General features: G+C 34.6%; 9 protein-coding genes. 4 read left to right on the top strand and 5 right to left on the bottom strand.

What is annotated here, in order from left to right; all coding sequences use genetic code 11:
- The first annotated feature begins 4 nt into the window (after positions 1-4).
- Entirely contained in the window at positions 5-769 is a 765-nt protein-coding gene (locus tag M2326_RS11390) for a carboxypeptidase-like regulatory domain-containing protein (protein WP_264619684.1), read from the top strand.
- Between the two features lie 477 nt (positions 770-1,246).
- Here the strand turns inward: M2326_RS11390 and M2326_RS11385 are convergent, their stop codons facing one another.
- The gene (locus tag M2326_RS11385; RefSeq protein ID WP_264619683.1) at positions 1,247-2,713 is read right to left on the bottom strand and encodes an aminoacyl-histidine dipeptidase; all 1,467 of its coding nucleotides are present in this window, start codon (positions 2,711-2,713) and stop codon (positions 1,247-1,249) included.
- 501 nt (positions 2,714-3,214) lie between these two features.
- On the opposite strand from M2326_RS11385, the gene M2326_RS11380 reads away from it, so the two are divergent.
- Both M2326_RS11380 and M2326_RS11375 read left to right on the top strand, forming a co-directional pair.
- Positions 3,215-3,745, top strand: a complete 531-nt coding sequence (locus M2326_RS11380) for a DNA-deoxyinosine glycosylase (protein ID WP_264619682.1) — start codon at positions 3,215-3,217, stop codon at positions 3,743-3,745.
- A gap of 472 nt (positions 3,746-4,217) precedes the next feature.
- Entirely contained in the window at positions 4,218-6,683 is a 2,466-nt protein-coding gene (locus M2326_RS11375) for an ATP-binding protein (protein WP_264619681.1), read from the top strand.
- 84 nt (positions 6,684-6,767) lie between these two features.
- Here the strand turns inward: M2326_RS11375 and M2326_RS11370 are convergent, their stop codons facing one another.
- Positions 6,768-6,962, bottom strand: a complete 195-nt coding sequence (locus tag M2326_RS11370; RefSeq protein WP_264619680.1) for a hypothetical protein — start codon at positions 6,960-6,962, stop codon at positions 6,768-6,770.
- 241 nt (positions 6,963-7,203) lie between these two features.
- Between M2326_RS11370 and M2326_RS11365 the strand changes: the two genes are divergently transcribed.
- The gene (locus M2326_RS11365) at positions 7,204-8,055 is read left to right on the top strand and encodes an alpha/beta hydrolase (RefSeq protein ID WP_319800844.1); all 852 of its coding nucleotides are present in this window, start codon (positions 7,204-7,206) and stop codon (positions 8,053-8,055) included.
- Between the two features lie 207 nt (positions 8,056-8,262).
- On the opposite strand, the gene M2326_RS11360 is transcribed toward M2326_RS11365, so the two are convergent.
- The 3 genes from M2326_RS11360 to M2326_RS11350 form a co-directional block, all read right to left on the bottom strand.
- Positions 8,263-8,721 carry a hypothetical protein gene (locus M2326_RS11360; protein ID WP_264619679.1) on the bottom strand — a complete coding sequence of 153 codons (459 nt, stop codon included), beginning with the start codon at positions 8,719-8,721 and terminating at the stop codon, positions 8,263-8,265.
- A gap of 343 nt (positions 8,722-9,064) precedes the next feature.
- A complete protein-coding gene (gene purL / locus M2326_RS11355) occupies positions 9,065-12,718 on the bottom strand; it encodes a phosphoribosylformylglycinamidine synthase (protein WP_413603268.1) in 3,654 nt (1,217 codons plus the stop codon).
- Between the two features lie 412 nt (positions 12,719-13,130).
- Positions 13,131-15,185, bottom strand: a complete 2,055-nt coding sequence (locus M2326_RS11350) for an endonuclease (RefSeq protein WP_264619677.1) — start codon at positions 15,183-15,185, stop codon at positions 13,131-13,133.
- Positions 15,186-15,223: the final 38 nt, after the last annotated feature.

Here is a 15,223-nt window from a genome sequence, read left to right as displayed (position 1 = left end):
GTTTATGAGATATTTTGTAGTTTTCTTTTTTTTAATACTATCCTTTGTTACCCAAGCACAAGAGACTTCTCTTTCTCAAAAAGTTACTGGGTATATTTATAATGACAATACTAAGCTTCCGTTAAAAGATGCCAATGTCATCAATATAAACAAGGTGAGAGGTGCTCAAACCGATCCTAAAGGATATTTTGAAATAGATGTTCAACCTAACGATACTTTACATATTTCGCTATTAGGCTTTCAATCATTAAGGGTGAAAGTAACCAATGACTGGTTGAAAAATAAAGTTGCCAAAATTTTCTTAACAGAAAGAGCTATTGCGCTTGAAGAAGTAGTTATTAATCCCTTTAATCTAACCGGCTATTTGGAGGTAGATTCGAAAACAATTCCAATAAAAGAGAATTTTCGTTACAGTATTTCTGGTTTAACTAGTGCTTATGAAACTGGAGAATATGCACCAAACGCTTTCAATAAAATTTTAGGCTCTATTTTTAATCCAGCCGATATGCTCTATAATACTTTTAGTAATAAAGCAAAAGAATTCAAGAAGTTGAAGGATATGAAAAAGGATGATACCGTCCGAAATTTATTAGCTTCCAAATTTGACCGTGAGACACTAGCTATATTGCTTGGTCTTGACAAAAAAGAGATTCCAGAAATCTTGCAAAGATGTAACTACTCGGAATCTTTTATACAAACCGCCAACGATCTCCAAATTATGGATGCCATAAGTGGTTGTTATGAAGAATACAAAATTTTAAAAAGATAAAGGCCTTATTAGTGAATCCTGAAAATGCAGCTGTGTTTTTAGGATTTTTTTTCTAATAGTAGTTAAGGATATTGCCCACATCTTAAATGAAATAATTCCACCTATAACAACTATATTTACTAGATTAAAATTATGAAGTAAAACGACCTTTGTATTGCTTAATTAATTATATTTACTTCAAACCCACTAACAAAACTATTATTATGTCAAAAGGTCAAGACACAAAAAAAACAGTAAAAAAAGAGCCGCTTAAAACAGCTAAAGAAAAGAAAGAGGAGAAACGCGATAAAAAGAACAGTGCAAAGAGAGACTAATATTTAGTCGTAATTTTCAGTTTGGAAACAAAGACTATCACGAATCAAAACAATAAAAAACTCGCTTAGTGATAAGCGAGTTTTTTATATAGTATTTTTCAAAATTCAAATCTTCACTATTTAAGGGTCTTAAATAAAATCCTTAAATAGGACTTAGAATATCTTACTTTTTTACTGGTATATCTGCCAAAATAGCCAATAAAAATTTCCAGAATTTTTGAGAAGACGATATACTTGCTCTCTCATCTGGGCTATGCGCACCTAGAATCGTAGGTCCAAACGAGATCATATCCATCTCTGGATAATTCACCCCTAGGATACCACATTCTAGTCCTGCATGACAAGCAGCAACGTTTGGTTTGTCATCATGTAATCTTTCGTAAATAGGTAATAAAGCAGCTAATATAGCCGAATCTGGGTTTGGAGTCCATCCAGGATAGGCACCGCTAATTTCGACTTCACAACCCATTAATTCAAAAGCTGATTGCAAGCTCGTTCCCAAATCATATTTTGCCGTTTCAACTGATGAACGCGTCAAACACATTACCTCAAGTTTACCCTCGCCAACAGTCACAATCGCAATATTGTTTGATGTCTCTACTAAGTTATCAAAATCAGCACTCATGCTATACACGCCATTGTGTGCAGCATACATGGAGCGGACAAAATAGTATTGCGCCATAGATGGCATTACTGCTTTTGGAGCCTTTTTCATTTTCTCGAAAACTACTTCTAGATTGGGTTCCATGGTTTTTAACTCGTTTTTCACCTCGTTTACCACCTGTTGCATGTCAAACTCAAAAGCTTCATCGTAAACAGCTGCAATAATTACCTCAGCTACACTCTCTCTAGGAATTGCATTGCGTAAACTGCCACCTTTAATTGTCGAAATTTGTAAGCCAAAATTATCAAAACCATCAAACAAGAGGCGGTTCATAATCTTGTTAGCATTCCCCAAACCTTTATGAATCTCCATTCCAGAATGTCCACCATTCAGGCCCTTAACAGTAATTGTGTACCCAATAGATCCTTCTGGTGTAGGTTCCTCATCGTATTCTGCCACGGCTGTAATATCAATACCACCCGCACAACCAATTCCAATTTCGTTATCTTCTTCGGTATCCAAATTAAGCAAAATATCCCCTTGCAAAATACCTGCTTTTAAATGAAAAGCACCAGTCATCCCTGTTTCCTCATCAACGGTAAACAAAGCCTCAATTGCAGGATGGGGAATATCAGTACTTTCCAAAATCGCCATAATCGCAGCAACTCCAAGACCATTGTCAGCACCAAGAGTTGTTCCTTTGGCACGTACCCAGTCACCATCAACATACATTTCTATTCCTTGTGTATCAAAATCAAAGATTGTATCATTATTCTTTTGGTGTACCATATCAAGATGCCCTTGCAACGTCACCATCTTGCGATTCTCCATCCCCGCTGTAGCCGGTTTACGAATAATCACGTTTCTGATTTCGTCCTCAAAAGTTTCAAGACCCAATTTAGATCCAAAATCTTTCATAAATTCAATCACACGTTCCTCTTTTTTAGACGGACGTGGCACTGCATTCAAATCAGCAAATTTATTCCACAAAGCCTGTGGTTCTAGGTTTCTTATTTCTTGACTCATAATATCGTTTTGTTTAAAAAACCAAAGTTACAAAGTTCAAAAAACAATGCCTCGAATAATAACAATTATTTGGGCGTGCCACCAGTATAAAAAGGGGCTAATGATTATCTGCGCACACAAAGCCCCTTTCTATACTGCTGTCAGGCTTTCGGTGCTACTTCGGTAGCTTACCTCTATCCTTCACGCAACGTAGTGGTAGTATTCTTGAGTTTATAAATATAGTATAAGATTCTTTCAATGAGGTAAACAAAAAGATTTCGATTCTAAAGCGCTACAAAATTAATCAGTAAAAAAAGTCATTATCAAGTACAAGGTAATTTCTTAAAATGAAGTATACAAAATAGGTACATAACCTGATCTAGCAACCGTTATTGACTTGTTCTTCGTTATGACAGATTGAGTTTCTTTAAGAAAAGTACTTTTTGTGATTTCTTATGAGCTTTAGAGAAAATCCATATGTCTTCTCTGTGTATCTTTGTATAGTCCAACAACACAATAAGAATGAGAATAGACAAAACAAAAATTGAAAAAACAGAAACTTCTTTAATCAATACAAAATCGTCATTTCAACCAATCTCTCAACCAAATACCGAGATTCTAATTCTAGGTTCCTTACCAGGAGACAAATCGATTGAAGTAAACGAATATTATGGTCATCCTCGAAATAGATTTTGGAAAATTATTGCTACAATTTCTAATAAAGAACTACCGAAAAACTACAATGACAAGTTAGCCCTTTTACAAAAACTAAAAATTGGTCTTTGGGATGTAGCCCAGAGGGCCAATAGATCGGGAAGTCTTGACAGTGCTATAAAAGATGAAGAACCAAATGATATTGATAGCTTCTTAATAGATCATCCTAATTTGAAAATCATCGCTTTTAACGGTAGAACATCTGAAGCACTCTTTAATAAATATTTCGATAAAAAAAAGAATCTAAAATACATTTCACTTCCTAGCACCAGTCCTGCGAATGCTCGTTTTTCTTTTGATGCTTTGTGTATATCATGGCGACAATTATCATTTGAATGATCAAAATTATAGAATTGATAAGATTCAATTTTTTTATATGATTTGAAAATTTGATTCCATTAGTAACTTAAATTCATAGGTAATTTATGAGTGAACCTAATTCCTGTTGTGTTTAAAAAATAAATAAACATTGGTTGGCTTATAATAATATTTATAAAACTAAACTTGTCTTGATGAACAGATTTTTTTTTGTGTTTAAATAAACTTCTTATTATTATTTGTATTTCTAATTAGAATAACAATGTAAAATGATTAAAAATATTTGGTTTGTTCGACTTGATGTTGAAAAACTTTCTTTTCACTTTATAGAATAATCTTTTAAAATAATGAAAATTTTAATTTGTTAATTTTATAAGAAAAAATAACAAAAAGCAAAAATAGACCTCAAAAATATTAGATATTTAACTGATATGTTTATTCTTCACTTAGGAATTTCTATTTTAGTAATCTCAAATGAATCGAATACCACATTATGAAGAATTTGAAATATTTTTACTATCCCGTACTTTTGTTTTTGATCCTATTTGGAGTTTCTGACATGCTGTTTTCACAAAGTAGTAATAGTCCAAAAAAGAAAGTTGTAAAAATAGGTGTTTATGATAATCCTCCCAAAATTTTTCTAAACGATCAAGGTAAACCTGATGGAGTTTTTATTGATGTAATTAAAGAAATAGGTAAAAACGAAAATATAGAATTTGAATACCACTTTGATACTTGGGATCATCTTTATAAAAAATTACAAACTGGTCAAATAGATATTTTACCTGATATGGTTTTCTCTGCTGAGAGAGATTCAATATTCACCTTAAGCAAATTACCTGTAATGACTTCTTGGTCAGAATTATTTTCAAGAAGAGAGCTAGATTTACATTCTATATTAGATTTGGAAAACCTAAGAGTTGGTGTTTTAAAAGGTTCTATCGAAGAAAAGTATATGATCGAATTTGTACCAAAAGAATTTGATGTTAAGTATAAGTTACATACCTATGATTCCTACACTGGCTCAGTAAATGCACTTAAAAAAAAGGAAATTGATGTGGTTGTTGCAGATCGATTTTTTGCTTTTTCAAATTTATTTATAAATAGTATCAAACCAACAGGAGTTGTTGTTAGGCCGTTAGGGTTGCATTTTGGTTTTACCAAAAATAAAAATCTTGAGTTGGTTGCATTATTCGATAAAAATATATCTTCTCTAAAGAATGATGCAGATTCGGGTTACTACAAATCGCTTTTTCATTGGTTGGAAAAAGATCCGAAAACAGTTGTGCCAAATTATTTAAAATGGATTATTTGGGGAACCTTAAGCGTGCTTGTTATTGCTTTGGCTTTTGTTTTATTATTGCGAAAAAGTATAAAAATTAAAACAAAACAATTGCTTAACGCAAAAGAAACAGCTGAAGAAAGTGAAAATCAACTGCAATTAATCGCGGGTAATTTGGTTAATGGTATGATTTATCAGATTGTTACTATTGATGAAGATAATAGGAAATTTAATTATGTGAGCGATACAGTTGTTGATTTATATGGATGTACAGCTGCAGAAGTAATGGAAGATCCTAGTTTAATTTATAGAAAAATTTATCCAGATGATATTCCAATCATGAGGGCTGCAGAACTGAAAGCTATTCAAACAATGTCTAATTATGTTGTTGAGATTCGCGTATTTAATCCCGACGGAAGTATTCGATGGTCTTATTCAATTGCTAAACCTAGAATTATAAATGGATTGGTGTGCTGGGACGGAATTGAATTTGATATCAGTGAACGAAAACAATTAGAGATAGACTTAAAAATAGCAAAAGAAAAAGCAGAAGAATCAGATCGTTTGAAATCAGCTTTTTTGGCCAATATGAGTCATGAAATCCGTACGCCTATGAATGGTATTTTGGGCTTTGCAGAATTATTAAAAAAACCCGATCTTAAAGAAAAAAAACAACAAAAGTATATACGTATTATTGAGAAAAGCGGTGTTCGAATGCTCAATATTATTAACGATATCATTAATATCTCAAAAATAGAATCTGGTCAGATGGAAATCTATACCCAAGAATCAAATATTAATGAGCAGCTAGAGTATATTAATAACTTTTTTACACTAGAAGCAGAAAAGAAAGAGATTCAATTATCATGTAAAAAAGAATTACCCAATGAAAATGCTTTAATGACAACTGATCGTGAAAAAGTGTTTGCAATTTTGACTAATTTAGTAAAAAATGCTATAAATCATACGCAAAGTGGTACTGTTGAATTTGGCTATGTTAGAAAAAATGATTTTTTAGAATTTTACGTAAAAGATAGTGGAATTGGAGTTCCTCTAAATAGACAATCCGCAATTTTTGAACGGTTTATTCAAGCTGATATTGCTAACAAAATGGCACAGCAAGGTGCAGGATTGGGATTGTCAATTTCTAAAGCATATGTAGAGATGCTTGGTGGAGAACTTTGGCTAGAATCGGAAGAGGGAAGAGGAAGTGTTTTTTATTTTACATTGCCTTTTCAAAATATAAAAGGTTCTTCTAAAATAATTAATATAGCAGTAAAAAATCCTCTTAGTCTGATTTGTAATCCAAAGTTGAAAATTTTAATTGCCGAGGATGATAGTATTTCGAGGATGTTAATTTTGAAAGTAATCAAAGAATTTTCAAGGGATATTATCATTGCGAAAAATGGGCTTGAAGCAGTTACTGCTTGTCAGGATAACCATGATATTGATTTGATTTTAATGGATGCACAAATGCCCAAAATGGACGGTTATGAGGCAATGGAAGAAATAAGGAAATTCAATAAAGAGATTATGATTATTGTACAATCTGCTTATGCATTATCTGGTGATAAGGAGAAAGCAATAGCGGCGGGCGCAAATGAATATATTACTAAACCTATAAAATCGGAAAAATTAAAACAATTGGTTTTTAGGTATTTTAAAGATAAAGAGTAAATATTTAATTTCTCTTCAGTATTATTAATAAAATAATAATAAAAATGCCTTCCTATACTATAGGGAGGCATTTTGTTTTTACAATTACTTTTTTTCTTCATTATTTAATTTGTCGTCCCAATCTGGTTGCTCTCCTTTAAATTTTTGTGTATCCTCATCATAATTTTCATCGTTTTTTAATACATCTTCAAAGTCTTTGTATTCGTGCTTTCTCATGTCACTTCGATTATCAGAACTTTTTTGATTGGGTTTTTGTGGATTGTGATTTTGTGAGTTCATATCTTTATGTTTTTAAGTTATTATAAAGGTATTCAATGTATAAATAATCCTGTTATATGATTTTTTTTTAAAGTTACGATATTATAATATAGATTTTGTAATCATCTGATTTTTAGCAGTTAATAGGTTGTGATTTGTTTTATTTAATGTCTTTTTTACTAATAAAGAAAATTACATTTGTGGTTTTTTTAACTTCCGTTTATGTAGTTGTAGAGTCTTGTACACTTTTAAATTGATATCTTTGTTAAAAAAAGATATGCGTTATTTATTGTGTTTTCTTGTTTTAGTTTTATCAATCTCTTTAGTAAGTTGTAGGTCAAAGAAGATTAAAGACAAGTCTTATTTGCCTTCATCTGTCATCAATGGAGATAACGAACCAAAACTGAATATTTTTGTTCCTAGGAATACAAAGGTAGCTGCACCAATTTTAATTTTTGTTCATGGAGGATACTGGAATAGTGGGCGAAAAGGAACTTATGATTTGTTGGGACGAAATTTTGCTAGTAGAGGGATTGTTACTGTAATTCCAGATTATACGTTGAGTCCAGCTGCTAATTATGACGAAATGACAAAACAAATTGCTGCTGTGATCAAATGGGTAAAAGTAAATGCAGGCCAGTATAATGGAAATCCAAAACAAATTTTTATAACAGGACATTCTGCTGGTGGACATCTAGCAGCCCTGGCAGTAATGAACCCCAAGTATGGTACTGACCCAACTACTATTGCTGGACTAATACTTAATGATGCTGCAGGACTGGATATGAATAATTATCTAAAAGAATATCCACCTACTACAGATCATGACTATTTGGCTACGTGGACCAATAATCCTGAAAATTGGAAAGACGCTTCTCCTATTTATTTTATAGATAAAAATACACCTCCAATTTTAATGTATGTTGGTGAGAAAACCTATCCTTCAATAAAAGATAGTAATAGCGCATTTCTGAAAGCCTTACATCCTTTTCAGCCAGAAGTAAGTCCGATATTCTTGAATAAGAAACATGTACCCATGGCAACTCAATATTTTTGGCCTTGGAGTGATCGTTTTGATGAGGTAATTAATTTTATGAAGCTACATAGTAAGTAAATGTTTTTTATTTGGCAAAGATTTACCACAGAGTTTCACAAAGTATTCATTAACAAGTTTGTCTTTCTGAACGAATCTCATGTTTCTATTTATAAAGAATTTTTGAAAAATTATTCAATAGGATGTCAAAATCAATTACATCCACTGTATTGTTTGTAATTGAAAACGGATATCATTCTAAACAGCTAGCAAATGAAAAATAAGGTTTTATTTTTTTATTAATTCGATTTCATTGTTTTCAAATGAATAATCAATAGAACGTAGTTTTCCAGAAGACATGATTTCAAATCCAATTTCTGTTTCCTGTGCATTTTTAAAATGCAAATTTAGTTCATCAATATCCCAACGTAAGATATCCCAAGTTCCTTTTCCGTTTTTAGAAAACGCTGTTGAATTTTGTAATTGAAATGTTCCGTTTTCGAATAGATATAATACCGTTTTTTCATGTCCTTTGATTTTATATTCACCAATAACCTTTGATTTTAAATTGATTTCTATAAATTTTATTAAAGTTAAATGAGCAATGGGGACTAATAGTAATGCCACTCCTGTAAGTATCTTGTTGTGATTTCGTGTGTTTTTATAGGTGAAAAATCCAGTAATAATTAATGTAATTCCTTTAATGGGAATTAATACATATAAAGGTAAAATCCAAAGCCCTTCCATTTAATTTCGGTTTATAGGGAGATGTTAATAAGTTGTATTGCATCTACAAGTTTAACTTGGTTTCATCATCTTTCAAAAAAAACATCAAATTATTTTCTGAAAATTACAATCTTCAATTCTAGCCCAATTTGCGTGAGGGATGGGAGTGGTATCCTTTTTGGTTAGGCTTTTTTGCCTGACCAAAAAGATATAGCGTAAAGCCCGACAGCATACCCTAAAAAGAGCCTCTGAGCGCAAACAAAATAGCTCTTTTTTGGGGATGGTGGCACGCCCAAATTTTATTTATTCTACAAAAAAAGCGGTAAACCTAAATTTACCGCTTTCGTATTTTTGAATCTTACTATTATTTATTTTCAATCCATTTTCTAGCATTAACAAACGCTTCATGCCAAGGCGAAACTTCGTCATTTCTATCTTTTGGATAATTTGCCCAGTTCCATTGGAAAGTCGAACGCTCAATGTGTGGCATCATTACCAAGTGGCGACCTGTGGTGTCACAAAGCATTGCCGTATTGTAGTCAGATCCGTTTGGATTGGCTGGGTAGCTGTCATAACCGTAAGTTCCTACGATGTTGTAGTTTTCTTTGGCTTCCGGCAAATTGAATTTACCTTCCCCGTGCGATACCCAAACACCCAATGTGCTACCTGCAAGGCTAGATAACATTACCGATTTGTTCTCATTTACCGTAACAGAGGTAAAGATACTTTCGTGTTTATGACTGTCGTTGTGCAACATTTTTCCGTGTACTTCGTGCTCAGGATTGATTAATTCCAATTCCATGAACAATTGGCAACCATTACAAATCCCAACAGATAAAGTGTCTTCTCTTTTGAAGAAGTTTTTCAAAGCGGTGTTTGCTTTTTCGTTGTACAAGAAAGCACCCGCCCAACCTTTGGCAGAACCCAAAACATCTGAGTTAGAAAAACCTCCAACAGCACCGATGAATTGTACGTCTTCTAAGTTTTCACGACCCGAAATCAAGTCGGTCATGTGAATGTCTTTTACATCAAAACCGGCCAAGTACATTGCATTTGCAAATTCACGCTCCGAATTACTTCCTTTTTCACGAATTACTGCTGCAATAGGACGTGGTTTTGAAGCGTCGATTACTGGTTTTTTTCCTGTAAAATGAGTTGGAAAAGTAAACTGTAACGCTTGGTTTTTATAATTATCGAAACGCGCTTGTGCTGTTCCGTTTTTAGATTGCTTTTGGTCTAAAAGGAAAGAAATTTTGAACCAGATATCTCTATATTTTGCAATGTCTAATCCACAAGGACCGAAATCTAATATTCCGTTTGTAGTTGCAGTTCCTAATTTGAAGTATTCAACTCCGTTTTTGTTTAATAATGCTTCAACCGTTGCATCGTCTTTGGCTTGGAAAACCACTGCGATATTTTCTGCAAAAAGGTATTTGATGATGTCTTTTTCTGCGAAAACAGAAAAGTCAATTTTAGCTCCTAAGTTCACGTCTGCAAAACACATTTCGAGTAAAGTAGTAATCAAACCACCACTTCCGATATCGTGACCTGCCAAGATTTGGTCGTCACCAATTAATTCTTGCAAGCTGTTGAATGCTTTTTTGAAGAAAGCAGCGTCTTTGATAGTTGGTACTTCAGTTCCAATTTTGTTCAACGTTTGTGCGAAAGAAGAACCTCCCAATTTGAATTCGTCTTGCGACAAGTTGATGTAGTAAATAGAACCACCGTCTTTTTGCAAAACAGGTTCTACTACTTTTTTAATATCTGTACAATTTCCTGCTGCCGAAATAATAACCGTTCCTGGTGCAATTACTTCGTCATTAGGATATTTTTGTTTCATAGAAAGCGAATCTTTTCCAGTCGGAATGTTGATTCCCAATTCGATTGCAAAGTCAGAACAACCTTTTACAGCTGCGTACAAACGAGCGTCTTCCCCTTCGTTTTTACAAGCCCACATCCAGTTGGCAGATAATGAAAGTCCGTCCAAGCCACCTTTGATAGGGGCCCAAACAATGTTCGAAAGTGATTCTGCAATGGCAGTTCTACTTCCAGCCACAGGGTCAATCAACGCAGCGATAGGAGAGTGTCCTATTGAAGTTGCAATTCCTTCTTTACCTAAATAATCCAAGGCCATAACACCACAGTTGTTCAACGGCAATTGCAAAGGTCCAGCACATTGTTGTTTGGCTACTTTACCACCCACACAACGGTCTACTTTGTTTGTCAACCAGTCTTTACAGGCTACGGCTTCTAGTTGCAGTACTTGCTCTAGGTAAGTGGAAATATTTTTTACTGAATACTCTAATTCCGTATATTTTCTATCAATAGTTTTGTCTGTGATAACCACTTTTGGCGAACTACCAAAGAAGTCTTCCAAAGCATAATCCATTGGTTTTGCACCCGTAGTTTTTGATTCGAAAGAAAAACGGTGGTCACCCGTTACATCACCAACTTGATACATTGGCGAACGCTCACGGTCGGCGATGCGCTGCAAAATGTCAATGTCTTTTTTAGCGATAACCAATCCCATTCTTTCTTGCGATTCGTTTCCGATGATTTCCTTAGCCGAAAGGGTAGGGTCACCAACAGGCAATTTGTCAAGGTCGATTAAACCTCCAGTATCTTCAACAAGTTCAGACAAACAGTTTAAGTGTCCACCTGCACCGTGATCGTGAATCGATACGATTGGGTTGATATCGCTTTCTACCATTCCACGAATAGCATTGGCAGCACGTTTTTGCATTTCTGGGTTCGAACGTTGGATAGCATTCAACTCAATACCAGAGCTAAAAGCACCTGTATCTGCAGAAGAAACCGCAGCTCCACCCATTCCGATTCTATAATTTTCTCCACCAAGGATAACGATTTTGTCACCTACTTGTGGGGTATGTTTTAATGCTTGCTCTAGTTTTCCGTATCCAATTCCACCTGCTTGCATGATGACTTTGTCGAAACCCAATTTACGAGCGTCTTCCTCATGTTCGAAAGTAAGCACAGAACCTGTAATTAACGGTTGCCCAAATTTATTTCCAAAGTCAGATGCTCCATTAGATGCTTTGATCAAAATATCCATTGGTGTTTGGTACAACCATTTTCTTTCGGTCATAGCCTCTTCCCAAGGGCGATTGGCTTCAAGGCGCGAGTACGAAGTCATGTACACAGCTGTTCCTGCAAGTGGTAACGAACCTTGTCCACCTGCCAAACGGTCTCTGATTTCTCCACCTGCTCCAGTTGCAGCACCGTTGAAAGGCTCTACAGTGGTTGGGAAATTGTGTGTTTCTGCTTTTAATGAGATTACCGAATCAAATTCTTTGGTCTCATAAAAATCGGCTTTATCGGCACTTTTTGGTGCAAATTGCTGCACTTTTGGACCTTTTACAAAAGCAACGTTGTCTTTGTAAGCCGAAACGATAGCACCAGGAAATTCCTGTGATGTTTTCTTGATTAGTTTGAAAAGAGAAGTATCTTTTTCTTCGCCATCAATTACAAAAGTTCCGTTGAAAATTTTGTGACGACAGTGCTCAGAGTTTGCTTGTGAGAAAGCAAATATCTCAGAATCGGTTAATTTTCGATCTAATTTAGTCGCTAAATCATTCAAATATTGTTCCTCTTCTGGACTCAAAGCCAAACCTTCTTGTTTGTTATAAGCCGCAATATCATCAATTTCCAAAATAGCTTCGGGAGCGATGTTGATGGTGAAAATATCTTGATTTAGCTCGGGATATTTTTGCGAAAGCATTGGGTCAAAATCATTGAAATCTGCAGTCGCAGGATGGAATTCTTCAATTCTAATAATTCCTTCAATTCCCATATTTTGGGTAATTTCTACCGCATTGGTGCTCCATGGCGTAATCATAGTGGCGCGTGGACCAACAAAAAAATCCGTCAAAGCGGATTTTTCTATTTTATTTGCGTCTGCAAAAAGCCAGTTTAATTTTGATATGTTTTCAGCCGAAATTTTGTCTTGCGTCTGTACGGCAAAAATGGTTTTGCTTTGGTTTTCAAAGAAATGAATCATCATGGTAGTTTTGTTGTATTGCGGTGCAAATTTAGTTAATTTAGATTTAAGATAAAACAAAAAAATAAGGTTATACAACAGTTTTGTAAACCTATTTTTAAGTGACTAAAAATAGGGATTGTATTGCATTTTAATAGTTGTTTTTTTTGGGCGTGTCCCTCCGTAAAAAAACTACGGGCCGGGCTATTCATTACAATCTTTTTTGAGGCAAAAAAAAGCCTCAAAAAAGGATTTTCATTTCTATCCCTCACGCAAGCCACACTAGTGAGTATATGCTACTACTTCAAATTCTAACTTTCGATAATGAAAAATAAGCATAAAAAAAACTTCCCTTTTATTTACCTAGAATAATTAGGTAAACAATAGGGAAGTTATAGTTTTTAATAAACGTGAACTGTCTTTGAAACCGACCTTAATTCACAATTATTTTTTTAGTTACTGATTTTTTACCCGCTTTAACTTTAACAAAATAGATTCCTTTGTTCAAGTTTTTTACAGTAATTCTAGCGCCGTCAGTGCTAGTTTGTTTCTTAATTAGTTGACCTATGGTAGAATAGATCTCTATTGAAAACGGTTGACTATCATTTTCAATAAACAATTGATCGTTTACTGGGTTTGGATATACACTAAACGTATTTCTATCAAAATCATTCACTGCCAAATCTTCGGTATAACAAGACCAACTCAAATCATCAAAAATTACTCTGTTTTTATTACTACTGCTGTTGTCTGTAAAACTGATCACCACATTTCCTGTCACGTCAATTCCAGGGATTGTGGTAGTTGTGGCAGTATCACTATAAGGTACCGTTCCTACTGCATTTCCATTTACTCGAACTATAAATGTCCCAGATGTACCCGAGTAAATAAGTTGAGTAGTGACTTTAAGGTCATGAATTCCATTTTCTACTGTTGATGAGGTTAAAGATCCGTTACGAATAGTAATTGCTTTAGTTGTATTCAAGGATTGGTCGGCACGAGCATCGGTAGCGGTCCAAGTAATCCCGTTGCTAGTCCAAGTGCGATTTGTATAACTACTTGGTGATGTGGTAGGTACATTATCAAAATTTTCAGTGGCGCAAAATTCTGCTACAGCTGATTTTTCTAGAGTAGTAACCATTATAGAATTGCTTGCAGTTGAATAGTTTGCAGCAGCATCTTTTGCAATTACATAAAATGTATAGGCAGTCGATGCTGTTAAGTTTGTAATATGCGCCGTATTACCCGTTGTACTTATACTTAATGTACCATTTACGTATACATCATATCCAGTAACACCTACATTATCTGTGCTTTCGCTCCAACTCAACGTAACTGATGTAGAGGTGCTTGAGGTACTAGCCAAAGCGGTTGGAGCCGTTGGGCTTTCGGTATCGATAATGGGAGCGGTAGTAGTTCCGATTACTGTATTACTAGTTGGTGAAGCATTTGTTGCAGCATCTTTTGCTAGTACGTAGATAGAATAGGAAGTTGAAGAAGATAGGTTTTGAATCGTTGCAGTTGTCTTTGTACTTGCTGATTTGTAAACTCCATCAACATAAATGGCATAACTTGTAACAGCTACATCATCTGTTCCTGCAGTCCAACTAAGAGTTATTGCTGTTGCATTTGTACTTGTTACCATCAAATTACTAGGGGCTGTTGGTGCTTGTGTGTCAGGATCTGCATTCCAAACTTTTTGTACATATTCAGGATGGTCGATGTAGGGGTTTCTGTTACCTTGTTGTGCATAGATAGCGTTGTTTCGATCAATTTCTCTTTGATTTACGGGGTCCATTGCGCTCCATGCCAAAAGCATGTTCAAGAAATCGGTCGTGAACACTTGAGTGCTTGTTCCGTTAAACATTGCGTACGGGTAGGTTGAAACCGTAGTTTCGTAACGCGTAGCAAAATAAAAGTACATACGAGCAATATCTCCTTTGAATTCATCAATTGGTTCAAAAACCGGTCCTGTGTAATTAGGTACAGCGCTTGAACCTAGTTTACTTCCGTTTAATGTTGTTATGTCAACGGTAGCAACTACTCCATGAGGATAGTTTGATCTAATTCCGTTTACCTTTCCATCTGTAGGTGCAATAAAATGTGCATCTGATACCATTGGAGAAGCAGATCCAAAAGTAGATTGTGGAACAATATGTTCTCTATTGTAGCAATCTCCTTCTACAGCATACGAACCGCAGCGTTGTGTACTTCCTGATGAATAGTTGTAAGGGTCTGTACCCGATGGTTTTTCAGAATACATGTCTAGAACTGTCCCATCATTTTCATAATAATAATCTCTATCCGAAGTTTGATAGGTCGTGTATAATTCACTGTATGTTTTTACAGTGTGGTCTTTAATAGTATTGTACAATTGGGTTTTTAAAGTATAGCCTGTACCAGTAGCGGAACTATAATAATTGGCCGGAATTTGGGCATGACCTACTACGGTGAGTAATAGGGATAGAAAAAGTAAATTTAGTTTCATATGTACGCATTAATTAGTATTCAAATAAGGATGCAAAA

Source organism: Flavobacterium psychraerolatum, from assembly GCF_025960985.1.
GTDB lineage: Bacteria > Bacteroidota > Bacteroidia > Flavobacteriales > Flavobacteriaceae > Flavobacterium.
Note: the sequence above shows the minus strand (reverse complement) of the source record. Positions and strands in the feature narration are given on the sequence as shown.

Excerpts from the sequence above, each read along its gene's own strand:
- M2326_RS11390 (WP_264619684.1), top strand. The coding sequence starts at position 5 with ATGAGATATTTTGTAGTTTTCTTTTTTTTAATACTATCCTTTGTTACC.
- M2326_RS11360 (WP_264619679.1), bottom strand. The coding sequence starts at position 8,721 with ATGGAAGGGCTTTGGATTTTACCTTTATATGTATTAATTCCCATTAAA.
- M2326_RS11375 (WP_264619681.1), top strand. The coding sequence starts at position 4,218 with ATGAAGAATTTGAAATATTTTTACTATCCCGTACTTTTGTTTTTGATC.
- M2326_RS11385 (WP_264619683.1), bottom strand. The coding sequence starts at position 2,713 with ATGAGTCAAGAAATAAGAAACCTAGAACCACAGGCTTTGTGGAATAAA.
- M2326_RS11350 (WP_264619677.1), bottom strand. The coding sequence starts at position 15,185 with ATGAAACTAAATTTACTTTTTCTATCCCTATTACTCACCGTAGTAGGT.
- M2326_RS11370 (WP_264619680.1), bottom strand. The coding sequence starts at position 6,962 with ATGAACTCACAAAATCACAATCCACAAAAACCCAATCAAAAAAGTTCT.
- M2326_RS11380 (WP_264619682.1), top strand. The coding sequence starts at position 3,215 with ATGAGAATAGACAAAACAAAAATTGAAAAAACAGAAACTTCTTTAATC.
- purL (WP_413603268.1), bottom strand. The coding sequence starts at position 12,718 with ATGATTCATTTCTTTGAAAACCAAAGCAAAACCATTTTTGCCGTACAG.